At 71.4% G+C, this 24,105-nt stretch carries 20 protein-coding genes; 12 read left to right on the top strand and 8 right to left on the bottom strand.

Going from position 1 to position 24,105, the window contains the following annotated elements; translation table 11 throughout:
• Positions 1-41: 41 nt before the first annotated feature.
• The 5 genes from JGU66_00860 to JGU66_00840 form a co-directional block, all read right to left on the bottom strand.
• Positions 42-1,211, bottom strand: coding sequence for a hybrid sensor histidine kinase/response regulator (locus JGU66_00860; GenBank protein MBJ6759291.1), 1,170 nt, complete (start codon positions 1,209-1,211; stop codon positions 42-44).
• 348 nt (positions 1,212-1,559) lie between these two features.
• Positions 1,560-2,489: an ABC transporter permease gene (locus tag JGU66_00855; protein MBJ6759290.1), complete on the bottom strand. Its 930-nt coding sequence runs from the start codon at positions 2,487-2,489 to the stop codon at positions 1,560-1,562.
• A complete protein-coding gene (locus JGU66_00850) occupies positions 2,482-3,612 on the bottom strand; it encodes an ABC transporter permease (GenBank protein ID MBJ6759289.1) in 1,131 nt (376 codons plus the stop codon). The genes JGU66_00855 and JGU66_00850 overlap by 8 nt, the downstream gene beginning before the upstream one ends.
• Positions 3,605-5,062 carry an ABC transporter ATP-binding protein gene (locus tag JGU66_00845; GenBank protein ID MBJ6759288.1) on the bottom strand — a complete coding sequence of 486 codons (1,458 nt, stop codon included), beginning with the start codon at positions 5,060-5,062 and terminating at the stop codon, positions 3,605-3,607. Before JGU66_00845 ends, JGU66_00850 begins: the two co-directional genes overlap by 8 nt.
• A 53-nt stretch (positions 5,063-5,115) precedes the next feature.
• Positions 5,116-6,312, bottom strand: coding sequence for a BMP family ABC transporter substrate-binding protein (locus tag JGU66_00840; GenBank protein ID MBJ6759287.1), 1,197 nt, complete (start codon positions 6,310-6,312; stop codon positions 5,116-5,118).
• Between the two features lie 80 nt (positions 6,313-6,392).
• Between JGU66_00840 and JGU66_00835 the strand changes: the two genes are divergently transcribed.
• Positions 6,393-7,697, top strand: a complete 1,305-nt coding sequence (locus JGU66_00835) for a thymidine phosphorylase (protein ID MBJ6759286.1) — start codon at positions 6,393-6,395, stop codon at positions 7,695-7,697.
• A gap of 24 nt (positions 7,698-7,721) precedes the next feature.
• On the opposite strand, the gene JGU66_00830 is transcribed toward JGU66_00835, so the two are convergent.
• Both JGU66_00830 and JGU66_00825 read right to left on the bottom strand, forming a co-directional pair.
• Positions 7,722-8,831 carry a hypothetical protein gene (locus tag JGU66_00830; GenBank protein MBJ6759285.1) on the bottom strand — a complete coding sequence of 370 codons (1,110 nt, stop codon included), beginning with the start codon at positions 8,829-8,831 and terminating at the stop codon, positions 7,722-7,724.
• Positions 8,828-9,757 (bottom strand): VanW family protein, encoded by a 930-nt coding sequence (locus JGU66_00825; protein MBJ6759284.1) that lies wholly within the window; start codon positions 9,755-9,757, stop codon positions 8,828-8,830. Before JGU66_00825 ends, JGU66_00830 begins: the two co-directional genes overlap by 4 nt.
• Positions 9,758-10,262: 505 nt before the next feature.
• Between JGU66_00825 and JGU66_00820 the strand changes: the two genes are divergently transcribed.
• The 3 genes from JGU66_00820 to JGU66_00810 are packed head-to-tail and all read left to right on the top strand — an operon-like array spanning position 10,263 to position 12,409.
• On the top strand, positions 10,263-10,628 hold the full coding sequence (locus JGU66_00820) for a PilZ domain-containing protein (protein ID MBJ6759283.1): 366 nt from the start codon (positions 10,263-10,265) through the stop codon (positions 10,626-10,628).
• 19 nt (positions 10,629-10,647) lie between these two features.
• Positions 10,648-11,052, top strand: a complete 405-nt coding sequence (locus tag JGU66_00815; GenBank protein MBJ6759282.1) for a cytidine deaminase — start codon at positions 10,648-10,650, stop codon at positions 11,050-11,052.
• A gap of 25 nt (positions 11,053-11,077) precedes the next feature.
• The gene (locus tag JGU66_00810) at positions 11,078-12,409 is read left to right on the top strand and encodes a 5'-deoxyadenosine deaminase (protein ID MBJ6759281.1); all 1,332 of its coding nucleotides are present in this window, start codon (positions 11,078-11,080) and stop codon (positions 12,407-12,409) included.
• Here the strand turns inward: JGU66_00810 and JGU66_00805 are convergent.
• Positions 12,384-13,781, bottom strand: coding sequence for a HAMP domain-containing histidine kinase (locus tag JGU66_00805; protein ID MBJ6759280.1), 1,398 nt, complete (start codon positions 13,779-13,781; stop codon positions 12,384-12,386). The two genes, JGU66_00810 and JGU66_00805, sit on opposite strands and share 26 nt — an antisense overlap.
• 251 nt (positions 13,782-14,032) lie before the next feature.
• Here JGU66_00805 and JGU66_00800 point away from each other — a divergent pair, with 251 nt between their 5' ends.
• The 8 genes from JGU66_00800 to JGU66_00765 all read left to right on the top strand — a co-directional run bounded on the left by JGU66_00800 (position 14,033) and on the right by JGU66_00765 (position 24,065).
• On the top strand, positions 14,033-14,770 hold the full coding sequence (locus JGU66_00800; GenBank protein ID MBJ6759279.1) for a PspA/IM30 family protein: 738 nt from the start codon (positions 14,033-14,035) through the stop codon (positions 14,768-14,770).
• A 39-nt stretch (positions 14,771-14,809) separates the two neighbouring features.
• The gene (locus tag JGU66_00795) at positions 14,810-15,997 is read left to right on the top strand and encodes an ABC transporter substrate-binding protein (GenBank protein MBJ6759278.1); all 1,188 of its coding nucleotides are present in this window, start codon (positions 14,810-14,812) and stop codon (positions 15,995-15,997) included.
• 32 nt (positions 15,998-16,029) lie between these two features.
• Entirely contained in the window at positions 16,030-16,836 is an 807-nt protein-coding gene (locus tag JGU66_00790; protein ID MBJ6759277.1) for a hypothetical protein, read from the top strand.
• Positions 16,837-17,010: 174 nt separating this feature from the next.
• Positions 17,011-18,660, top strand: coding sequence for a hypothetical protein (locus JGU66_00785; protein MBJ6759276.1), 1,650 nt, complete (start codon positions 17,011-17,013; stop codon positions 18,658-18,660).
• Entirely contained in the window at positions 18,657-19,367 is a 711-nt protein-coding gene (locus JGU66_00780; GenBank protein ID MBJ6759275.1) for an ABC transporter ATP-binding protein, read from the top strand. Before JGU66_00785 ends, JGU66_00780 begins: the two co-directional genes overlap by 4 nt.
• Positions 19,364-20,644 (top strand): ABC transporter permease, encoded by a 1,281-nt coding sequence (locus tag JGU66_00775; GenBank protein MBJ6759274.1) that lies wholly within the window; start codon positions 19,364-19,366, stop codon positions 20,642-20,644. Before JGU66_00780 ends, JGU66_00775 begins: the two co-directional genes overlap by 4 nt.
• Positions 20,641-21,432, top strand: coding sequence for a hypothetical protein (locus tag JGU66_00770; protein MBJ6759273.1), 792 nt, complete (start codon positions 20,641-20,643; stop codon positions 21,430-21,432). The genes JGU66_00775 and JGU66_00770 overlap by 4 nt, the downstream gene beginning before the upstream one ends.
• Positions 21,433-21,542: 110 nt before the next feature.
• Complete coding sequence (locus JGU66_00765) at positions 21,543-24,065, top strand: protein kinase (protein MBJ6759272.1); 2,523 nt, start codon at positions 21,543-21,545, stop codon at positions 24,063-24,065.
• Positions 24,066-24,105: the final 40 nt, after the last annotated feature.

Here is a 24,105-nt window from a genome sequence, read left to right as displayed (position 1 = left end):
CCCAGGCGCGCGCGGGCCCGAGGGAGGGCGGCCCGCGCGGCCTACCAGGAGGCTGTCTGCTCGGGCAGCTCCACCGTGAAGGTGCTGCCCACGTTGACGAGGCTCCTCGCCATGAGCTTGCCACCCATGGACTCCACCAAGGTGCGCGCCACGGTGAGGCCCAGCCCCACGTTCCGGTCGGGCGCCTTGGTCGTGTAGTACGGCGCGAAGACGGCCTGCAGCTCGTCCTCGAAGATGCCGATGCCGTTGTCCTTCACGAAGAAGCGGGGCCCGAAGTCGCCGAACATGTCGGGCAGCTCCACGCCCACATGCACCACGCGCGGCCGATCCGTGACGTCTTCCAGTGCGTCCACGGCGTTGCTCACCAGCTCCACCAGCACCTGCTCCAGCTGACGCCGGTTGAACACGCCGCCGATGGGGTCCTCCGGCAGCACCATCCGCACGTCCGCCTGGCCCAATCGTCCCTTCGCGCGCATGCGCTTGAGGACCTCGGGCACCAGGGTTCGCAGGTCGAAGCGCTGGATGTCCGCCGGGCCCGTCGGACCGAGCGACAGCAGGTGCTGGCCGTGCAGCCGCATCTGCTCGCCCGCGTGCCCCAGGCGGTGCAGTTCCTCGGGATCCGGAGCCAGGCCCTGGGCCGCTCGCGAGCGCACGTGCTCCAGTGCTCGCTGGAGTCCTTCCCCCAGCTGGCCGAGCTGCTGCGCCACGTCCGCCGCCAGCGTCCCCACGCGCGCCAGCCGCTCCATGCGGACCCAGCGCTGGCGTGGATCCTGGAGTGCCTCGCGCGGCCCGCTGTCCTCGCGGTGGGACTTCAGCTCGAGCAGGGTGTGGACGCGCACCTTCAGCTCCTGTGCGTCCAGTGGCTCGGTGATGAGCAGGTCATCCACGCCGGCCTCCAGCACCTCGCGGCGCGTCTGGCGATCCGCGGACGGCGTGAGCATGAGGATGGGCAGCGAGGGCCGCCGCAGCTCCTCGCGCAGGCGCCGGAAGGCCTCGAGCCCCACCGTGCCGGCGCGCTCCACGTCCAGGAGCACCAAGTCCGCGGTTTGGTGTGCCGCGGCCTCGAGCGCCGCGGTGGTTCCCCGCGCGGGCAGGACGTCATAGCCCGCGGGTGCCAGGATGGAGCGGACTCGCTCCGCGCCTCCCGACTCCACGTCCACCGCCAGGACTCGCGGTCGGTTCGCCGCGGTCGTTCCCGTCGTCTCCCGCATCACGCCACCCCGCCGTCGTGACCGGGCCCGATGCACCCGGGTGTCGTCCTGTGTTTCGCGAACCGCGTGCCGGGCAGGCTCAGACTCCCCCCGGCGTCCGGGTCGACTCCGGCACGCGGTCCGTCATGGCCTTGGGCACATGCCAGCCGCATGCCGTGGGTCCACCCACGCTGAAGCGCGCGTCTTGATTGATGCGTTCCCGACAAGCCCAGTCGTGGCGCGGGCTTGAACTCCCCGCATCGCGATCAGGCGCGTCGGACCGAGCCCCACTCGCGAACGCGAGTGAGTCAATGGAGACCAAGAATCAGAGTTGACCCAGGTTTGAACAGACCCGGTGCCGCACCCGACTCAGCGGGACTCCTGCTCGAAGGGGACACCGAGGGCGGCGGGGGCACTGCTGCGCTGTCCCTGCAGGCCCAGCAGGACCAATGTCATCAGATAGGGGAGGGCGAGCAAGACGCCCTGCGGTACGAGGTCCATCAAGTGGGGCGCGCTGGACGCGAGGCCAATGCGCAGCGCGTTTCCGAACGCGAAGAAGAGCGCGGCGAGGAATGCGCCCACGGGCGTCCAGCGACCGAAGACCATGGCGGCCAGGGCCATGAAGCCGAGCCCCGCGGGAGTGTGCTGCTCGAAGCGATCCAATACGGCCGTGGAGAGCACCGCGCCCCCGAGTCCGGCCAGGAGTCCCCCGCCCACCACCGCGCCCCAGCGCAGCGCGGGCACGGACAGGCCGAGCGTGGCCACCGCGTGCGGCTTGTCGCCCACGGCGCGCAGTCGCAGGCCCAGCGGCGTGCGCGTCAGCAGCCCCTGGAAGAGGAAGGGCAGCAGGAGCGCAAGGTAGGTAGGCGCGGCGTGTCCGGAGAGCGCGCCCAGCACGGGCACCGAGGCAAGTCCCGGGATGTCCCAGCGCGACAGCTGGGTGATGGGCGGCGTGCCGTTGGGGCCGAAGAGGGACTCGAGCAGGAAGGTGCCGCCCGCGAGCGCCACGAGGTTGAGCGCCATGCCGGACACCACCTGGTCCGAGCGCCAGCGGATGCACAGCCAGCCGTGGATGGCCGCCATGCCGGCGCCCGCGCCCATGCCCACCAGCACCGCGAGGGGGGTGGGCATCGCCAGGGCCGCCACGGCCGCGCAGAAGGCGCCCGCGCGCATCATTCCCTCGACGCCCACGTCCACCACGCCCGCGCGCTCGGACAGTACGGCGCCCAGCGCGGCGAACACCAGGGCCGGTGCCGCGTCCAGCGTGGAGAACAGCAGCGAGTGGAGCACCTCAAGCACGGGGGACCTCCACCACCGGAGCGGCGGGCGCGACCACGGCGCGAGGCCGGCGGCGCAGGACGGCGAGCCAGATGAGCCGGCCCGCGACGAACAGCAGCGCCAGCCCTTGAATCAGCTCCGGGAAGCTCTTGTGCACACCCAACAGCTGCATGCGTGTGCCTCCCGCGCGCAGCACGCCGAAGACGAGCGCCGCCACGGTGAGGCCCAGGGGATTGTTGTTGCCGATGAGCGCGATGGCGATGCCGTCGAAGCCATAGGGTGCGCCGAGCGTGCCGGGGTAGCGCCCCTCGGTGCCGAGCACCAGCACCGCGCCCGCAAGTCCCGCCATGGCGCCCGCCAGCACCATGGCCTGTCCCGTGCGCCACGCCACGGGGATGCCCGCCGTGCGCGCCGCGTCCGGTCCCAGGCCCACCGCGCGCGTCTCGAAGCCCACGCGCAGGCGCTTGAGCCACAGGTCCACACCCACCGCCGCGGCGAGCGCCAGCGGGAAGCCCAGGTTGAGGCGAGACAGGTCGCCCAACAGGCGCGGCAGCTGCGCGCTGGAGAGGATCTCCGCGGTGCCGGTGATGGAGGACTGCTGCCCCTGGGCCACGGCCTTGAGCGGCCCGATGACGAGCCAGTTGTCCACCAGGCTCACCGCTACCCAGTTCAGCATGATGGTGGAGATGACCTCGTGCACGCCGCGCCGGATGCGCAGCGTGGCGGCGATGCCAGCCCACAAGCCTCCGGCGAGCGCGGCGGCCGCCAGTGCGGCCGGGATGTGGAACACCGCGGGCACGTTCAGCTGCGCACCCACCACCGCCGCGGCGAGCGCGCCCAGAATCATCTGCCCCTGCGCGCCGATGTTGAACAGGCCGACCTTGAAGGCCACCGCCACGGACAAGCCCGTGAGCGTCAGCAGCGCCGCCTTCATCGCGGCCTCGCCGAGCGGGCGGGTGAGGGCGCTCACCGGTCCGCCGTCGAGGAACGCGGGCCAGTTGCCCACGCCGCCCCAGAACATCTGGAGATAGGCGCGGGTGGCGGTGTCCACGTCGCGAGTCATCGCGATGGCGATCCAACACAGCACCAGCGCCAGGAGCACCGACAGCACCGAGGGGAGGGCCTGCCTCGCGCGCTCACCCATGGGCCGCCTCCGCTCCCGTCATGCGGCGGCCCAGCTCGCGCTCGTCGAACTCGGCGCGCGTGAACGTGCCCGTCACCCGGCCCTCGAACAGCACATAGACGCGGTCGGACAGCGCCAGCACTTCCTCCAGGTCCAGCGACACCATCAACACTCCCGCGCCTCGGGCTCGCGCCTCGCGCAGCCGGGCGTGCACCTGCGCCACCGCGCCGATGTCCAACCCGCGCGTGGGCTGCACCACCACGAGCAGCTTCGGGTCGGCGTCCAGCTCGCGCGCCACCACGACCTTCTGCTGGTTGCCTCCGGACAGCGCGCGCAGCGGCAGCTCGGGGTCCGGCGGGCGCACGTCGTAGTCCCGCAGCAGCTTCTCCGCCCGCTCGCGGCGCCCGGCGAAGTCCACCCACGGGCCCTTGGCGAAGGGAGGCTGGGCGTGTCGGCCCAGGGCCACGTTCTCCTCCACCGTCATGTCCTTCACCACCGCGCGGCGCAGGCGATCCTCGGGCACGTGGCCCACGCCCCGGCGGCGCGCCTCGGCGGGCGTCAAGCGTCCCAGGCCACCGCCGAGCAACGTGCCCTCACCGCTCTCCAGCGAGCGCAGTCCGGTGAGCACCTCGGCCAGCTCGCGCTGACCGTTGCCGTCCACGCCCGCGATGCCGACGATTTCTCCCGCGTGCACTGTCAGGCTCACGCCTCGAAGGGCGGGGCGGCCGTTGTCGCCCACGGCCTTGAGGTCCTTCGCGTCGAGCACCACGGGCCCCGGCGCATGCGCCTCGGTCGACACCTGGGCCGCGACGGGCTGGCAGTCGCCCACCATGAGCGAGGACAGCGCGGCGGCGGTGGTGTCTTGCGCACGGACCTCCGTCACCAGCCGGCCTCGGCGCATCACCGCCACGCGACTGGAGACGCCGAGCACCTCCTCGAGCTTGTGGCTGATGAGCACCACGGTGCGCCCCTGTGCCACGAGTCCGCGCATGACGCGCGCCAGCTCCTCGGCCTCCTGGGGCGTGAGGACCGCGGTGGGCTCATCGAGGATGAGCACCTGGGCGCCTCGGTGCAGCGCCTTGACGATCTCCACCTTCTGCTGCGAGCCCACCGTGAGCGTGTCCACGCGGGCGCGCGGCTCCAACTGGAACCCGAAGCGCTGGCAGGTGGCGGCCACCTCCTCGCACGCGCGCTCCACGTCGAACACGCCACGGCGGGTGGGCTCGCGGCCGAGCACCACGTTCTCCGCCACGCTCAGCGTGGGCACGAGCATGAAGTGCTGGTGCACCATGCCGATGCCGCGCGCGATGGCGTCGCGCGGACTCTTGAAGCGCACGGGCTGACCGTCCAGCACCAGCTCTCCGGCGTCCGGCTGGTACAGCCCGTACAGCACGTTCATCAGGCTGGACTTGCCCGCGCCGTTCTCGCCCACCACCGCGAGCAGCTCGCCCTCGCGGATGTCGAGCGACACGTCATCCAGCGCGCTGACCGCTCCGAAACTCTTGGAGATATGCCGGAGGGAAATCAGGGCGCGACAGCCTGGAAGGAGGCGAGTTCCGCCTGCGTGCCCGGCACCGAGAGCTGACCCGCCACGATGCGCTGGCGCAGCGCCTCCACCTTCTGGAGCGCCTCCGCCTTGCCCGGGAAGTCCACGCGCACGTCGGCCATGCCCACGCCGTTCTCCTTCAGCCCGAGCACCTGCTCACCCGCCAGGAGCTTGCCGTCGAGCAGGTCGCGCGACGCCTGGTACACCGCGAGGTCGGTGTGCTTCACCATGGACGTGAGGATGGCGTCCGGCGCCAGGTGCGACTGGTCCGAGTCCACGCCGATGGCGTACACGCTCTTGCCCGCCGCGCGCGCCTCCTTCACCGCCTGGATGACGCCCAGCCCGTCCGCGCCCGCCGCGTGGAAGACGACGTCCGCGCCCTTGGCGATGAGGTCCTGCGCCACCTGCTTGCCGGCCGCCACGCTGTTGAAGCTGCCCGTGTAGACGCCCATCAGGCTCGCCGCCGCCTTCGGGTTCGTCGTCATGACGCCCGCGCGGTAGCCCGTCTCGAAGCGCTTGATGAGCGGCACCTCGATGCCTCCCACGAAGCCCACCTTGCCCGTCTTCGTCACCAGCCCCGCGAGCGCGCCCACGAGGAAGCTGCCCTCCTGCTCCTTGAACAGGATGGTGCGCACGTTGGGGAGCTGCCGCGCCTTGCCCTGCGCATCCAGCACCTGGCTGTCGATGAGCAGGAAGAGGGACTTCGGGTTCTCCGTGGCCACGTCGCGCACGGCGTTGGCCAGCATGTAGCCATTGCCGATGGTGAGCTGCGCGCCCTGCTCGACGAGGAGCTGGAGGTTGGGGGCGTAGTCCTCCTGGGCCTTGCTCTGGAGGACCAGCGGCTTGACCGCCAGGGGCTTGATGTTCGGGGCGATGGAGGCCAGGTCCGAGGAAATGGACTCGCGCAGCTCCTCGGCCGAGGCGTCCACGTAGCGGCCGCCCTCGTAGCGCTTGCCGGACGCCCACAGCTCCAGGCCTCGGAGGGCCGCGTCGTTGAAGGAGTGGTCGCCGCGCCCGCCCACGTCGATGACGAGTCCCACGGCGTTGGGGGCCTTCTCGGCCGCCTGGGCGGTGGCGGCCGGGGTCGGGGCGGGGCCCGAAGACGGCTCTTCCTTCTTCTTGGAGCACGCGCACGCAAGCGCGGCCAGGGCGAGGACCAGGAGTCGGCGTTGCATCATTTCCCGGTATCTACCAGATGCTCAGGCGCCTTTCCCGGAGTGCATGGGGGGCACTGTTCCTGGTATGGCCTGACCTTGTGCAACCCTACGAGCTCATCAAGGCCAAGCGCGACGGCCAGAAGCTGGACCCGTCGGACATCCGGGCATTCATCGAGGCATACACCGCGGGCACGGTAGCGGACTACCAGATGGCCGCCATGTGCATGGCCATCTTCTTCAAGGGGCTGGACGCGCGGGAGCTGGGCGCGTGGGCCCGGGCGATGCTGGAGTCCGGCGAGGTGCTGGACCTCTCGGACACGCCGGCGGTGAAGGTGGACAAGCACTCCACGGGAGGCGTGGGGGACAAGGTCTCCCTGAGCCTGGCGCCCCTGGCGGCGGCCTGTGGCGTGCCGGTGCCCATGATTTCAGGCCGAGGCCTGGGCCACACGGGCGGGACGCTGGACAAGCTGGAGTCCATCCCCGGCTTCCGGGTGGACCTGCCCACCAGCGAGTACCGTCGGCTGGTGCGCGAGGTGGGCTGCTGCCTCATCGGCCAGACGGCGCAGGTGGCGCCCGCCGACAAGAAGCTCTACGCCCTGCGCGACGTGACGGCGACGGTGGACTGCATCCCGCTGATTGCCTCGTCCATCATGAGCAAGAAGCTGGCGGAGGGCATCGACGCCCTCGTGCTGGACGTGAAGGTGGGCAGCGGCGCGTTCATGAAGACCGTGGATGACGCCCGCACGCTGGCGCGCACCATGATTGGCCTGGGCGCGGAGATGAACCGCAAGGTCGTGGCGCTGCTGACGGACATGGACCAGCCGCTGGGCCGGCAGATTGGCAACGCGCTGGAGGTCCGCGAGGCGGTGGACATGCTCCGCGGCGACGCGCCCGAGGACTACACCGAAATCACCTACGCGCTCACGGCGGAGATGCTGGTGCTGGGCAAGAAGGCCGGCTCGGTGGCCGAGGCCCGCGAGAAGCTGCGCAAGTCGGTGGAGGACGGCAGCGCGGTGCGCAAGCTCAAGGAGATCGTCCAGTCGCAGGGCGGCGACCCGCACGCCATCGACGACTACTCGCTCCTGCCCACGGCGCGGTCCACCGTGGACGTGGTGGCGCCCGCGGATGGCTTCGTGACGAGCATCCACACCGAGGGCGTGGGCCTGGCCGCGGTGGCGCTCGGCGCGGGCCGCCAGCGCGTGGACAGCCGCATCGACCCGGCGGTGGGCTTCACCCTGCTGAAGAAGGTGGGGGACGCGGTGACGCGCGGCGAGCCGATGGTGCGCGTGCACTACAACGACGCGGCCCCCGTGGAGGACGTGAAGGCGCGCCTGCTGGCCGCCTACCGCGTGGGAGCCCAGGCGCCCGCGCCGCGTCCGCTCGTCATCGAGCGGGTGGAGTAGCGAGCGCCAAGCCGGGACCCGCGTCTACCGCGGGTTCCGGTGCGGGCTGCCCTGCGCGAGCGCGCTTCGGCGTGGGGGCGTGAGCGCATCCAGCTCCGCCACCAGGGCCGGGACGTTGCCTCGGGGGATGGTGCGGCAGGGCAGGAAGCCCGCCGCCCGGTCCGTGGCGATGACCGGGATGCCTCGGGCGATGGCTCGGGCCAGTTCGGGCGGCTGGCTCTCGCACCAGGCGGGGGCGAGCACCGCAGCCACACCGTCCAGGGCCTGCTGCTGCTGGGCCGTCACCACGCGGACCCGGGGATGCTCCAGGCGCATCAGGTCCGAGTCCTCGGCGGGGCGCACCCAGAGGGTCCATTCAGGGCGGGCTTCCAGGGCGGCCAGGGCCTCGGGCGCGCCCATTCGCGCGAGCGCCGGACCCGCCAGCAGCGCCACGCGGTGCAGGTGCGTCACGCGGTGACCCGTGGACGTGCGCTCTCTCGAAGCGTCGACGGTCTCGGGGCGAGGGTGCAGCTCTCGAATCCGCTCCGCCGGGACGCCGGCGCGCAGGAGTTGCTCGCGAGCGAAGTCACCCCGCACCCAGATTTCGTCCGCGAGGAGTCGCTCCGCTTCCTGCCGTGCCACGTCGCGGGCGCTGGCGCGATGGTTGCGCAGGAAGTGCTCCTCGGGGTGGCGCGCGAAGGCCTCGTCCAGGTCCGCGTGGAGGGCGCGCAGGTTGGGCAGGTCCTCCACCAGGACGCATCGGGCGCCCCGCGCTCGCGCCGCCACGAACACCTCGCGCGCCGCCAGGGACGGAGCGACCACGCGGGACAGCGCGGCCGGGGTTCGGAGCGCGGCCAGTCGCGAGATGCCCTGGCGCAGCGCGAAGCGAGCGCGGAGCCGGGACTGGGTGGTGGTCCCCCATGCGCGCAGCCCGGCTTCGAGCGCCATCCACCCTGGCACGGAGACCACCTGGCTGCTTTCGGGGGCCTCCAGGCGACGACGGCGGAGGGCCGCGCGCAGGGCGGAGGGAACGAGCGGGGCCGGCAGGTCCGGAAGTGCCCACGGTGCCAACACGCGCGCGCCTGTCCCTCTGCCGAGAAGCTCCGGGAGGTGCGCCACCCACTCGCTCGGCTCCGGCACGATGACCCACTTCATCGGCCTCCTCCTGCGGCGTGGCTTCCCCAGGTCGTTTCCCGCTCTGCGCGAGGGACCTCCACGCGGGCATGGCACGCGGTCTCACCGCACGACAGGCAGGTGCGCCGCCGCTCATGGGCGTGCATCAGGCGTCGGCGGTTCGTGGCGATGGTTCGCTCGTCCAACTCCGAGCCGTCGCGCAGGTCCACCACGCGCCGGACGACCCGGTTCACGCGGAAGCGCCCCTCGGAAGTCTCCTCGACGCGGTCGTCCTCCGCGCGCAGCTCCGCGCGAGTCCGGGCGGGCCGGGCGGCGTGGACGGAGAGCCGCAGCATGTCCCCCGCCACGCGGGCTCCCAGCCGCACCGGCCCCTCCCGAGGGGCGACCACCAGATCCACGTCCGGCCAGGCCACGGTCGCGTCCATGCCCCAGAGGGTGTCAGGCTCGGGCGGGACGGCCTCCAGCGTGTGCCCGTGGCGCTCCAGGATGTGCCAGCCCTGACGCGCGGCCAGGGCGAACAGGGCATTGGCCAGCAGGCAGATTCCGCCGCCCACCGAGGGCGTCAGGCAGCCGCCACTCAGCGCCAGGCCGTGCCGATAGCCGGCGCTCGGGGAAAGGCGGCCCACGGTGCGCCAGAAGGACAGGGGGCGCTCGGGTGTCACGAGCAGACCGTCAAAGGCCGGGGCCGCCAGCCTCACGTTGTGCAGCTTTCCCGCCTCCAGCACCGGGTCCGCGTCCGGGTCCGCCCGACCCACCGCCACGGACAGGGTGCCCAGACACAGCTCAGTGCCCCCGAGCGCGGCGAGTTGGGGCTCCGGCCACCTTTCAGGGCTCGCCACCCACGCGGCCAGCCGCCGGGCTTGGTGCACCACCCGCTTGCTCCGGTACCACCCGAGGGCGGCGAGGGACTTGTCGACGAGCCGGGGCGCGAGCGGGGTGGGGGCCATGGTGGGCGAGTGTCGATGCAACGCGCCTGCCAGCGACCCAGGGGCGGGGTGGGAAGCCCTTTCGGGTCGAAATTTCGGGGCCGGGTGGCGAGAGCTGCCGGATATGATGGGCAAGCAATGGGGCATTTCGAACAGGTGACCGCGTCCACCGCCACCGCGCTTTCGCGCCGGGTGGGCGGGGCGTCGCGCGCTCCGGTCTCCAGGACACCCGTGTCGTGCCTTCCCGGTCGCTGCTGCACGCGGCCTGGGGAGGCGGGCCGGGGCGCTGGGAGACAGGAAAGGCGGGCGGCGGTCCTGTGCTGAGAGGTGCCTTCGATTCAACGGATGGGCGGACCCGGCCGGGTGTCCGCTACAGCACCCATCCGCATGACGGTATTGGAGAACATCCGCCCACTCGTGAGGAGGTGGCTGGGAAGGCAGGTCGGGATGTGGCCGAGGGGGCCCGATTCCTGACGCACCTCATTCCGGTGACGGCGCGGGCATGAGCGGTACGGAGGCAACGGCGATGGCCGAGCAGAACGAGACACAGGGCAGCAAGGCGGAGGACCGGCGCGACTCGCCCCGGGTTCCCATCCGTCTGAAGGTGCGTCGCGCCAACAGCGCGGAGGCCTTCATGGAGCGGGACGGTGACCTGTCCCTGGGCGGAGTGGGCTGGACGGGCGAGGGGATCGCGACGGAGGGCGTGGTGGAGATCCGCTTCAGCCTCCCCGGTGCGCCGAACGAACTCGAGGTGCGGGGCGAGGTGCTCGACGCGCGACAAGGGCCTCATGGGCCGGTCTCGCGCGTGCGCTTCGTGGACCTGCCCATGGACGTGGAGCTGGCCATCGCGCGCCACTTGGACGACGTGCGACTGGCGGGCGGCTCGCGGTAGGGACTCGAAGGAGGGCGGAATGGCGGAGGACATTCCCTGGGAGCGCTTGTTCGAGGAGGCCACGCGCGTGCGTCAGCGCGCGCATGTGCCGTACTCGCGCTTCCCGGTGGGCGCCGCGGTGCTGTACGCGGACGGCTCGGTGGTCGCGGGATGCAACGTGGAGAACGCCACCTACGGCCTCACCGTGTGCGCCGAGCGGGGCGCCTTCGCCGCGGGCGTGGCTCAGGGGCGTGCCTCACCGGTGGCCGTGGCCATCGTGGTGGACACGCCCGAGCCCTGTCCTCCCTGCGGCATGTGCCGCCAGGTGATGGCCGAGTTCGCCAAGCCCGGCCTGCCCGTGCGCAGCCGCAACCTGAAGGGTGACGAGGCCCGGTACACGCTCGCGGAGCTGCTACCGCACGCCTTCACCCGCGACTTTCTGTAGCTCATTCATCTCTAGGACATACCCAGTGGATCTGCTTCTCACCGGCGGCACCGTGGTGACGATGAACCGTGAGCGTGCGGTGCTCGCTCACGCCGACGTGCTCGTGCAGGACGGTCGCATCGCGAAGATTGGCAAGAACCTGAAGCCCAAGGGCGCGCGGCGCGTGCTCGACGTGACGGGCAAGGCGGTGCTGCCGGGCCTCATCCACGGCCACCTGCACGCCTGCCAGACGCTGTTCCGGGGCCGCGCGGACGGGCTCGAGCTGCTGGACTGGTTGAAGCAGTGCATCTGGCCGTCGGAGGCCGCGCACGACGCGGACTCGATGCGCGCCAGCGCGGACCTGACGTTCGCGGAGCTCATCCGCTCGGGCGCCACCGCGGCGCTCGACATGGGCAGCGTGCATCACTACGACGCCGTCTTCGAGTCCGCCCGGGACAGCGGCTTCCGGTTGGTGGGCGGCAAGGCGATGATGGACGCGGGCGAAGAGGTCCCCGCGGGCCTTCGCGAGTCCACCGCCGAGTCCCTGGCGCACAGCCTGGCGCTGCTGGAGCGCTGGCACGGGGCGGAGGGCGACCGGCTTCGCTACGCGTTCGCGCCGCGCTTCGTGCTGTCGTGCTCGCCGGAGCTGCTGCGGGAAGTGGCTCGGCTCTCGCGCGAGCGCAAGGTGCGCATCCACACGCACGCCAGCGAGAACGCCAAGGAGGTCGAGGCGGTGCGGCAGGTGACGGGCCAGGAGAACGTGGCCTACTTCCAGTCGCTCGGCATCACCGGGCCGCAGTCCACGCTGGCCCACTGCGTGTGGCTGTCCGCCGAGGAGCAGGCGGTGCTGCGCGAGACTCGCACGGTGGTGTGCCACTGCCCGGGCTCCAACCTCAAGCTGGCGTCGGGCATCGCGCGCGTGCCGGAGCTGCTGGAGGACGGCATCCCCGTGTCGCTCGGCTCGGATGGCGCGGCGTGCGACAACACGCTCGACATCTTCCACGAGATGCGGCTCGCGTCGGTGCTGCACAACCCGCGCGTGGGTCCGCGTGCCATGACGGCCATGCGCGTGATGGAGATGGCCACGCTGCACGGTGCGCGAGCGCTGGGCCTGGAGGATGAGGTGGGCTCGCTCGAGCCGGGCAAGCGCGCGGACATCACCGTCGTGGACCTGAGCGGCCTGCACACGGCGCCCGAGCCCGAGAGCGTCCTGTCCTCCATCGTCTACGCCTCGCGCGCCAGCGACGTCGCGCACGTCGTCATCGACGGGAAGCTGGTGCTCAAGGACGGCGTGCTCACCACGCTGGATGCGCCCGCGGTGATTGCCAACGCGCGGACGCAGTCGGCCCTGCTCACCGCGCGACTGCGGAAGCGCTGACGCCCTCGGCCTCGCGGGGCAGGCGGAGGACGAAGGACGTGGCCCACCCGGTCGTGTCCTCCACCGCCAGCCGCCCCCCGTGGGCCTCGGCGGCCAGCCGCGAGAAGTAGAGCCCCAGGCCGTAGCCCCTGCGGCCCTCCAACTCGCGAGTGCCCTGCACATACTTGTCGAAGATGTGCTCGCGCACCTCGTTGGGGATGGGCGGGCCGTCGTTGCGCACGGCGAGCCACAGGCAGTCCGCCTCCACGCCGGCCTCCATCCGCACGCGGCCTCCGGACGGCGCATAGCGCAGCGCATTGGTGGCCAGGTTCTCCACCACGCGCACGAGGAGCCCCGCGTCGCCCACAAGCTCCAGCCCCGCGGGCGCGCGCACCTCCAGCTCCAGCTTCCTCAACCGCGCGGCCCCTTCGAGCGAGCGGCGCACCTCGTCGAGCAGGGGCTCGGCGGGGAAGGGCGCCTTGCGCGGCTCCAGGCGCCCCGCTTCCAGGCGCGGCACGTCGAGGAGGTCGGAGATCATCCGGTCCAACCGCGCGGTGACGGCCAGGCCAGTGCGCACGGAGTCCACCAGCGGCCCTCCGGGCGGCAGCTCCTGCTCCATCCACGACAGGGACAGGGTGACGGCGGACAAGGGCGAGCGCAGGTCGTGCACGAGGAACTGCATGAGCTGCTCCTGGTGCGCCTGGAGGGTCACCAGCTTCTCGTTGCTGGCCTGGGCCTCGCCGAGCATGTGCTCGATGGTGCTGCGGGCCTCCTCCACCTCGCGGTGACGGCGCGCCTCCAGGTGCCGATCCACCTCCGCGCGGGTGAGGGCCATGGCCAACGTGCGCAGCCGCCCCGTGCCGTAGTGGCTGACGGCCGCGGTCAGCACCAGCGTCACGGTCGCGAGCGCCACCGCGCCCCAGCCCACGCCTGCCTCTCGCATGAGCGCGCCCTGGGCGACGGACGCCAGCCCGGCCGTGCCGTAGACGACGGCGGGCATGAGGGACAGCCCGCTCAAGGCCACCACGAGCCCGAACAGGCCCAGGCTGAATCCAGCCACTCCCGCGGGGAAGGGCGAGATGGGCAGCGCCAGCGACTGCAGCGCGAAGACGAGCGCCACGTCCACCGTCGGCTGGGTCAACCCCAGCCACCGCGCCACGGAGTGCCGGCGCAGCAGGAACATCGTCACGGCCACGCCCAGGTAGCCCAGCAGCAGCGGCGGATAGGGCGCCCAGTCCGTCCCACCGCCCGACCACAGCACCGTGCACACACCCAGGAACAGGGCCGCGGCCACCACGCGCACCGCCGCGCCCACCGCCAGCACCCGCTGCCGCTGGCTGCTGACCGCCCGGGCCAGGTCGTCGTCGAAGGGAGTGAGGGGAGCGGGCGTCATCGCGGAGGGTGCCGGTTTTCCCCGCTTCTCCCGCCCACTTCAAGTTCCCGGTCAGGAAGGGAGAGGCCGCCGGGCGGGTTGCTGGCCTTGCGCACCGGCGTCCTGGCGGTGAGTTGCAGGGCGCCGGCAATCATCGGGTCGAGGTGCGCGTAGCAACAGCAACGGACAGGAGGCGATTCGGGCGGTGCTTGCGGTCCATGGGGATCGTGTAATGTGCCCCTGAATTCGCACAGGTGGAGGTAGCCGGCGACATGTGGGAACGATTCAAAAGAGCGATGCGGAGCTTCGCGGGCTTCTTCGTCTCCTCCATCGAGGATCCTGAGCTTATCCTCGAGCAGAACGTGCGGGACCTGAACGACCAGGTTCCGAAGATGAACGAGTCCATCGCCATGGTTCGGGCGAACGTGACGCTGCTGGAGAAGGAGAACGCCAAGTACCAGCAGGACGTCCGCGAGCTGACGGCCAAGGTGAAGGCGGCCATCCAGGCGGGGCGCGACGACCTCGCGGCGCAGTACGCCTCGCGGCTGCAGATCGAGAAGGACGCGCTGGCGCGCAACGACGCCCAGCTGCAGACGGCCCGCCAGGCGTACGAGAAGTCGCTGAACGTCAAGAAGGCGTTCATGCGCGAGAAGGAGAAGAAGACCCAGGAGGCGATGACCGCCATCCGCGAGGCGCGCCGCGCCAAGTGGCAGGCCAAGGTCGCCGACACCATGGAGTCCTTCACCGTCGCGGGCATCGACTCGACGCACGACGAGATGCTGCGCAAGGTCCAGGAGAAGTCCGCCATCAACGAGGCGCGCATGCAGATGGCGCTCGAGTCGGTGGACCACCAGGCCGCTGCCATCGAGGAGGAGGCCGAGAAGATTCAGGCCAACGAGCTCGTGAAGCAGATGAAGATGGAGATGGGCTTGATGGACAGCCCCGCTCCGGTGTCCGACGTCGGCTCCGGCACGGAGAAGACCATCGGCAAGAAGGTGGAGATCAAGTAGTTCTCGTTCTTCCCTGGAAAGAGGCCTGCACCGACTCGGATGAAGCTGCACCGCGGACCAGGCCTCTTCTTGTTCCTCTCGCTCTGCGTGCTGGGCGGCGCGTACTCGTTCGCCTCGCGCGCGGGGTACCTCGACCGGCTCCAGGCGCGGTTCTTCCCCTCGGTCCGCGAGACGGTGCGGCTGTCCCCCGGAGACTTCCCGGCGGGCGTGGCCGCTCCGGTGGCGGACGTGGCCTCGGTGCCGCTGCGCCCGGTGCTGGTGGGCTTCACGCCACGCGGCTCGGCGGCGGCGCTGCTCGTCGCCACCGGAGGCGCTACCACGCTGGACTCCCCCGCGCCTCCGGCCGGTGCCGCGCAGGGCCTCTTGAAGACGGCCTATGCGCTGGACTCGCGCGCCGTCCTGTTCGCGCGTGAGGAGGAGCTGCGGCAGGCCTTCGCCATTGGCGCGGAGAACGGTGGCGTGGACATGGCCACCCTGTCCGTGGACCGGCTGGCGTCGTGGGCGCCGCTGCTCCGTGACGCCGCGCCGCGCACGGTGCTGCTGGTGGGACGCAGCCGAGGCCAGGAGGCGATGGCGGCGGTGGGCGTGCCGGACCTGGCCAGTCTCCGGGGCAAGCGCGTGGGCGTCTACCCGTTCAGCTCCTCGCACTACTTCGCGCTGTGGGTGCTGTCCCGCGCCGGCCTGCGCACCGCGGACGTTCGCTGGGTGGACCTGCCCTCCACGCTGGATGCAGGGCGCGCGCTGCGCGAGGGCCGCGCGGATGCGGTGGTGGGGCTGTGGGGCGATGTGGAGCTGGCGGCTCGGGACCGAGGCGGCGCGGTGCTGGCGACGACCGCGGACGCACCGCATCTGGTGGCCACCGTCCTGGTGACTCGCGGGGACTTCGCGGCCCGTTACCCGGATGCCGTGCGACGGGTGCTGCGGGGCCTGCTGGACGCGGGCCAGGGCGTCCTGAAGGACCCCACGGCGGGCGCGCGCATGCTGGGCGAGGTGGCGCCCTATCTGGGAGACCCCATCGAGGCCATCCGGAGCGCCCCGCCCGCGACGTTGGCGGACAATCGGGCCTTCTTCGGCCTTTCCGGCGAGGCGCCCGTTACCTATGACGAGCTGTTCCAGAGCGCCGCGTCGCTCTTCCAGAAGCTCAAGCGCGGGCCGGTGGCGCCTCCCGCGGAGGACACGCGGGACCTGGGCGCGCTGAAGTACGTGTCGGAGGCGCGCGGCCCCTGAGGCCGGGCGCGGGCAGGCAAGGGGAGTGGAACGTGGCGAGCAACCCCAACTACATCAAGGCGGCCTTCCTGATGCCCGCCAACCTCGTGGGACTGGGCACGGCGGCGATGTCCGCGGCGCTCACGCACGAGCCGCTCCCCGCGCTGGTGGCGCTGGGGTTGGAGGGGCTCTACCTGGGCGTCGTGTCGTCCATGAAGCGCTTCCAGCGGGCCGTGCGCGCCAACACGCCCAATGACCCGGAGGCCGCGCGGCAGGCCGTGGACGCGCTCCAGGCGGACCTGGCTCCTTCGCAGCGCGAGCACTACCAGCAGCTCGTGGGCCTCAAGGAGCGCATCCTCGCCAACTACCGCAAGCTGCCCGGGGGCAAGGTGCTGGTGGCGGACAGTGAGCCCCGCCTGGACGCGCTGCTCACGTCCTTCCTCCGGCTCATCTCCACACTCAACCAGTACCGCACCTACCTGAACAGCTCGGACCGGGAGCCCCTGTCCGCGGAGGTGCAGGCCCTGGAAGGCGAGCTGGCCCAGGAGACGAACCCGCGCCTCAAGGACGTGAAGGGCAAGCGGGTGGAGATTCTGCGCAAGCGCCTGGCGCGCTTCGAGCAGGCGGGCGAGAGCCGCGAGGTGGTGAGCCACCAGCTCGCGGGCATCGAGGACCTGATGCGCCTGACGCATGAGCAGTCCATTGCCATCCGGGACCCGGAGAGCGTGAACCGGCAGCTCGACGTGCTGAGCGCCGAGGCCGAGGCGACGGACGAGACGGTGCGCCAGATGGAGCAGTTCCTCGAGTTCACCGAGGAGACGCGGGGGCCGCTGCCGCACGGGGGCGCGCGGGTGCGCTGAGCCACGGGCCCGCTCCGGGTTCGTCTCCGAGCGAACGCGGACCCACCCCACCTGGCGCGTGGGTGGGCGCGAGCGTCACCTGCCGTTCAACCCGGTTCCCCAGCCAGGGGCCGGACATGCGCCCCTCGCACGAATAGATTGACTCTCTGCTTCAGCCGTCCTGTCCTCCCGCCCATGCACCGTCGCGCCTGGGCACCGTTCCTGTTCGTGTTGGTCGTGATGGCTGGCTGTGCTCGCTGCGGCAAGGACGCCGCGAGCCCAGGGGGGGCCACCACGGGCGTGGCCCGACGACTTCCCCGCGACGCGCAGGCCGCTGTCGTCATCAATGACCTGGGCTCGCTGGGTGAGAAGCTCGCGCGCTTCCAGAACCTGAAGGTCGCCTCCTTCCTCGCCCAGCTGCAGAACGCATCCTCGGCGGAGGGCTATGTCTCCGCCGTGATGCGGCAGGTGGGCGTGGACCTGCGCAGTCGGCAGGCGATGGAGGCCGCCGGCATCGATCCGAAGCGAGGGGCGGGCGCGGCGTTCCTGGGTGAGAACAGCGTCGTCTCCGTGCTGGGCGTCAAGGAGCGCGAGGTGCTGCAGCGCACCTTCGGAGGTTTCGCTCGCTCGCGCCTGGGGGCCACCGAGGACAAGGAGTCGAAGGTGGAGGGCGGTACGCTCGTCACCTTCGGACGGGCGGGGGCGCAGCCGCTGTTGGGCATCCTGTTCCTGGAGCGCGAGTCGCTGGCGCTGCTGGGCGCTGGGCCCTCCATCAAGCGCCTGCCGGAGCTGGCGGCGATGGCGGAGGACCGTTCGCTCGCGCACGAGCCAGTGCTGGCCGCGTCCCTCGCGCGACTGCCCGCTGAGCGCGACTTCCATGTGTGGTTGCCGGGCGGCGGAGGACTCGTGCCGGCGGGCACCGTGCAAGGCGTGACGCTCACGGGCCGCGTTGACGAGCGCGCGGTGACGGTGCGCGCGGACGCGCCGTGGCCGGACTCGGAGGCGGCGCTGACCGCGTTGGATCCGAAGGACACGCCGGGCCTCGTGGGCTTCCTGCCCGCGGACAGCTTCCTGGTGGCGCGCTTCCGGGGGGACCCGGCTCGGCTCGATGGCGTGTGGCCGTATCTGGTGGGCCCGCAGGTGACGCGCGCCGTGCAGCAAGCCGGCTTCGACATGAAGACCGAGCTGCTCGACAACCTGAAGCCGGGCATGGTGCTCGGCCTGTCACTGGCTCCCAATGTGAATCTGGGCGCGGGCATGCCGGACCTGGACCTGCGCCGCACGAACCCGTTCCGCTTCGTGCACCTGGTGGCGCTCAGTGAGGCGAAGGACGCGGAGCGCGCGAAGGCTACGCTCGACAAGGTGCCTGGCATCGCGGGCGGCTTCGGCGCCAAGGTGGAGCCCACGGACGTGCAGGGGCAGCGGCTGTACCTCACGTCCTACCGCGCGGGCGAGGGTGCGCACTTCGCGCTGGGCCCCGCGGGGAAGCTGGTGCTGGCGGCGCCGCGCGCGCGCCTGGAGGGGACGCTGGCCGCGCTGGGCCGCGCAGGAGGCGAAGGGCCCGTGGCGGCGGACCTGCGCGACGCGGGCGCCAACGCGGCGCTGACCGTGGTGTTGGACCTGCGTCGGCTGTCCGAGGCGGTGAAGGCGCTGCCCTCCGAGGCCTGGGGCATCGGCGGCTTCGCCATCAAGGCCACCACCGTGCGCTGGCTGGACGCGACGGATGATCTGCGCGCGGTGACGCTGGCGCTGTCCCGCAAGGAGAAGGCCCTCCAGGCCGAGGTGTCCCTGCGACTGACGCCCGCGCCGACGGCGTCCACCACCACCTCTCCGGCCACTCCGTGATTCGCGCTCGTGATGTCGTGAAGGAATACGAGGATGGGGACGGCGCTCGCGTGCGCGTCCTCGATGGCATGTCTCTGGATGTGGAGGACGGCGACTTCGTCGCGGTGGTAGGCCCGTCTGGCAGCGGCAAGTCCACGCTGCTGCACCTGCTCGGTGGATTGGACATCCACTACCGGGGCGACGTGGAGGTCGGCGGCGTGAGGCTGTCCGGGCTGGGAGACCAGGCCCTGGCGCGTTTTCGCAACACCCACGTGGGCTTCGTCTTCCAGTCGTTCCACCTCATCCCCAACCTGTCCGCGCTGGAGAACGTGCTGTTGCCCTCGCACTTCGGCGCGGGCACGGGGGATGCGCGCAAGCGCGCCGAGGCCTTGTTGGAGCGCGTGGGGTTGAAGGAGAAGAAGGACCGCGCGCCGGTGCGGTTGTCCGGCGGCGAGCGGCAGCGGGTGGCCATCGCCCGAGCGCTCTTCGGAGGCCCGCGCCTGTTGCTGTGCGACGAGCCCACCGGCAACCTGGACGCCGCCACGGGCGCGGGCGTCATCCGCCTGTTCCAGGAGCTGCACCAGGAGGGGCTGACCGTGCTGGCCGTCACGCACGAGGACCGGATGTCCGCGGCGGCGCGCCGGGTGCTGCGCCTCAAGGAGGGCCGACTCGTGGAGGAGTCCGCGCCCAGCGCCAGCGCTCCGGTCGCTTCGCGGGGGGCGCCATGAGGTTGGAGGCGCTGTCCCGGTTGGTGCGGCTGAGCCTCGCGCGTGAGCGCAAGGGCGCCTTCTTCTCCGCGTTCGGTGTCGCCATGGGCGTGGGCGCGCTGGTCTTCTTCGTGGGACTGGGGCTGGGCGTAGGCCGGGTGATTCGCGAGAAGATCTTCCCCACGGACTCGCGACTGGTGGACGTGGTGCCGCCCGCGGTGTCGCTCGGCTCGCTCTTGGGCGGCGGCAAGCTGGACGCGGCCGCTGTCGAGCGGCTGGCGGCCCTGCCCGGCGTGGAGGCCACGTACCGGAAGATGGGCATCCGCGTGCCGGCCGTGACGCGCTACGACGGCAGCTTCTTCGGCGCGCGGCTGCGCATGGGCATGGAGGTCCTCGCGGTGGGCGTGGACCCCGGGCTCGTGCGCTCGGACGTGGCGATGGGCGAGTTCAAGGACGCGGGCGAGGGACAGCCCATCCCCGCGCTCGTGTCCACGCGCTTGCTGGAGCTGTACAACAAGACGTTCGCCCCCGCGCGCAAGCTGCCCCAGCTGTCGGCGAACATGCTGGTCGGGTTCGGCTTCCCGGTGGAGTTCAACCGCTCGTACGTGGCGGCCACCGCGCCCGGCCCCGTCACCGCCGCGCAGGCGCAGGTGGTGGGCGCCTCGGACCGCGCGATGTTCGCGGGCATCACCATCCCGCTCGAAACCGCGGTGCGGCTCAACCGGGCCTCCGGCGTGGACGCGGACACCTTCACGGGCGTCACCCTGGTGGCGAGCGATCCGGCGCAAGTGCCCGCGCTCGTCGAGGCGGTGAAGGCCATGGGCTTTGAAATCGACGACCAGGAGCGTCGCCTCGCGGAGAACGCAGGCGCGGCCGTGGCGCTCACCACGTCGGCCCTGGCGCTGCTGTCCATCCTCATCTGCCTGCTGGCCGCGGTGAACATCGCCCATGCCATGTCCGCGTCCGTGCGCGCTCGGGCTCGGGAGATTGGCGTGATGCAGGCCGTGGGCGCCTCGCGCTCGGATGTGCGCAACATCGTGCTGGCGGAGGCTGGCGTGGTGGGCGCGCTCGGCGGCGCGGTGGGCACCGCCGTGGCGCTGCTGCTGGCGCTGGTGGTGGACCGGTTCGCGTCTGGCTACCTGCCCAGCTTTCCGTTCAAGCCCGAGAGCTTCTTCTCCTTCCCGTGGCCGGTGGTGGTGGGCGGTGTGGTACTCGGCCTTGTCGCCGCGCTCTGCGGCGCTTACTTCCCCAGCCGTCGCGCGGCGGCCACCGACCCCGCCAGGACACTCGCCGGATGACGTTTCCCTCTCGAAAGACGCTGGTTGGCAACGCGGTGAGCCTGGCCGCCATCGGCTGGATTTATGGCGGGGACCTCATGGATGCCCTGCGCGCGCGCGGCGCCGAGGTGGCCGCGTTCGGCGAGCTGCCCTCCGCGTCCCGCCCCGCCGAGGTGCTCGTGCTCGCCGCGGGCACGGTGGCCGTCACCCTCTGGGGGCTTCTGCGCCGCAAGCCCGAGGGCTTCAAGGGGTACCGGCTGCCGCCCATCCTCCTGGTGGGAGCGCTCTTCGTGGACCTCGTCTTCGCCGAGAGCCGCGTGCCCATCGCATCCGCGGAAATGGCCTCCATGTCGCTCCAGCGCTTCCAGGAGTCCGCGCAACAGCTCGCCACACCCCTGTCTGTCCCGGCCGACCCTCGCGTCCTCCAGCCCATTCTGGCCGAGCTGGGGCGCCCGCCGTACCTGGTGCACGGCCACCCCGTGGCCGAGTACACCCTCCAGGTGCGCGAGGACTGCCAGGGCCCTGTTCGCGAGGCCCCGGGAGTGCGCCCCGGCACGCTCCTGTACTGCGTGGCCCCCGAGCGGAAGGGCGCGTGGGTGACCCTGGTGGGCCTGCCCGTCGAGAAGCGCTTCGGCGCGCCCGAGGTGCTCTCCGCGGGAGGCGAGCCGCGCTTCGTGCTAGTCCGGCCGCATGAGGCCGGGGATGATGCCCAGGACGGGGAGGGGGACGCCTTTCGCGACGGCGCTGGTTTGGGGCTGACAGGCGTCCCGGATGGCGGGGACCGCGGCGCGGCCTCTGTCCAGCCTTGACGGCGGGTCACAGCCTCCCCGGGCTTCGTGATGCGATGAGACTGCCCGTACGGTTGACCCTCTGGATGTGCGATCGCTAGGCTCCCCCGGAACCCACACCGCTCCCTCACGTGACGACCTCCCAACCGAAGCGTCAGCCCATCCCGTTCGGGAAGTATCTCCTCCTGGACCGAGTCAACATCGGCGGCATGGCGGAGGTGTGGCGTGGCAAGCAATTCGGCGCGAGTGGCTTCGAGCGACTTGTCGCCATCAAGCGCATCCTCCCGAACATCGCCGAGGACGAAGAGTTCATCTCGATGTTCATCGATGAGGCGAAGATCAGCGTCCAGCTGACCCACGCCAACATCGCGCAGATCTACGAACTCGGGCAGATCGCGACCAGCTACTTCATCTCGATGGAGTACATCCCCGGCAAGGACATGCGGGCGATCTTCGACCGCTGTCGCAAGAAGGGCGAGCCCGCGCCCGTCCCGCTGGTGGCCTTCTGCGTGGCCAAGATGTGCGAGGGCCTCGACTACGCCCACCGCAAGAAGGACGGGATGGGGCGCGACCTCAACATCGTCCACCGCGACATCTCGCCGCAGAACGTCCTCATCTCCTTCGAGGGCGAGGTCAAGGTCATCGACTTCGGCATCGCCAAGGCGGCCGGCAAGGCGACCAAGACGCAGGCCGGCATCCTCAAGGGCAAGTTCGGCTACATGAGCCCGGAGCAGATCCGCGGCTTGCCGTTGGATCGCCGCTCGGACGTCTTCGCCATCGGCGTGTGTCTCTACGAGATGCTCACCGGCGAGCGTCTCTTCGTGGGCGAGAGCGACTTCAGCGTCCTGGAGAAGGTGCGCAAGGCCGAGGTGGCCCCGCCCTCCACGTACAACCGCCGCATCCCCGAGGCGCTGGAGCGCATCGTCCTCAAGGCGCTCGCCAAGGACGTGGACGAGCGTTACCAGTACGCCAGCGAGCTGGGCGACGACCTCCAGCGCTTCCTCATCACCAGCGACTCCATCTTCAGCCGCAAGGACCTCATGCAGTACATGAAGTCCACGTTCGCCGAAGAGGTGGAGCGCGAGAAGCAGCGCCTCGCCGAGTACGCGGACATCCGGCCGCCGGATGGCATGCTGGCCGCCATCGAGGCGGGCTTCAGTGGACCTCCGCCCCCGGCCATGACGCAGAGCATGCCGGCGGTGCCCGCCGCGCCGGCCAACCCGGTGCCGGTGGTGGACCCCGTGGCCTCGCCGCCACCTCGGTCGTCCAACCCCGCCTCGTCGGCGCCCTCCGCGCCGCAGGCTGTGCGTCGCGCGCCCACGCTCACGGCCCTGCCGAAGCTGACGGCCGCCACCGCCGCGCCGCCGCCCAAGGGGGACGAGGATCTGGCCACCCAGATGGTGGACCGGGATCAGGTCTTCAGCGACACCCCGGAGCCCACCACGCAGCCGGGCGCCGCCGTGGGCCGGGCCATCACGCCGCTGGAGTCCGAGGCCACGCTCGCGGGCGGTGACGGCGAGGAGAACGAGGACAGGACGGGCAAGACCTCCGTCATCCCTCCGCCGGCCCCGCTGCCGCCCTCGCCGCCGCGGCTGACCCAGGCCCCGCCCCGCTCCTCGCTGACCAACGTGCCCACCTTGTCCCCGGTGGATGCGCCGCCCCGACCGGGCCGGGGTGACAACGAGCTGCCCCGCATCGTTCGTCCCGAGTCGCCCTCCGAGGCGATTCGGATTCCGCCCCACATTGCCCGCCAGGCCGCGTCCCCGCCGCGATTCCCGCAGCCGCCGCGGGTTGAGGAGGACGACCCTTCTGAGCGCACGACCGCCCAGGTGGATGCGATCCCCGGCGCGCCGCGGAAGTCGCTCGACAAGCGGATCGTCTTCGGCGGCGCGGCGTTGGGTGTCCTGCTCCTGCTGGTCGCGGTGGGCTTCGCGATCCGGCCGGGTGCCCCTGTGCAGGGCTACGTGATGGTCGAGCTGAAGACGACCGACGCGAAGGACAAGGCGCAGGTCTCCATCAATGCGCAGCCCGGCGAGAAGTTCCCCTCCAACGGCTTCGTCCTCAAGCAGGTGGCCGCGGGCCAGGCCCTCATCGTGGTCAGCGCGGAAGGCTACGACACCGTCACGCAGACCGTGCAGGTGGCGGAAGGGGCCAGCCCCACGCAGGTGAAGGTGGCCCTCACGCGCCAGTCGCGCTCGATGTCGCTCGTCGTCTCCACGGATCCGGCCGACGCGGAGGTGAAGATCGACGACAAGGTGGTCCGGGCCCAGGGCGCCCGCGACATGCTCATCAAGGACGTCCAGGTCCAGGGTGAGACGCTGCTCGTGCAGGTGTCCGCGCCGAACCACAAGCCGTTCATCCGGCGCATCCCCGTCACCGGTGTCAGCCCCTTGGAGGTGTCCGCCAAGCTGGAGACGGATGGCTACAAGGTTCGCGTGGACTCCAAGCCCTCGGGCGCCACCATCGTCATCGGGGGCAAGGAGCTGACGACCATCACGCCGGCCATCGTCCAGGTCCCGCCTGGAATGCGTCAGCTGACGCTCCGGCTCAAGTGCTTCGCCGACCTCGACGTGGACCTGATTCCGCCTGCCGCTGGAGAGAATCAGGCGACGGCGTCGGGCTCGCTCAAGCGACTGGCGGGGCGCTGCCACTAGGGTTGTTGGTGTAGGACGTCGAGGCCCGCCCCGAGCGGGG

This window comes from Myxococcaceae bacterium JPH2, assembly GCA_016458225.1.
In the GTDB taxonomy this organism is placed as follows: domain Bacteria; phylum Myxococcota; class Myxococcia; order Myxococcales; family Myxococcaceae; genus Citreicoccus.
The sequence above is the reverse complement of the archived record's forward strand: the minus strand, read 5'-3'. Positions and strand labels throughout refer to the sequence as shown.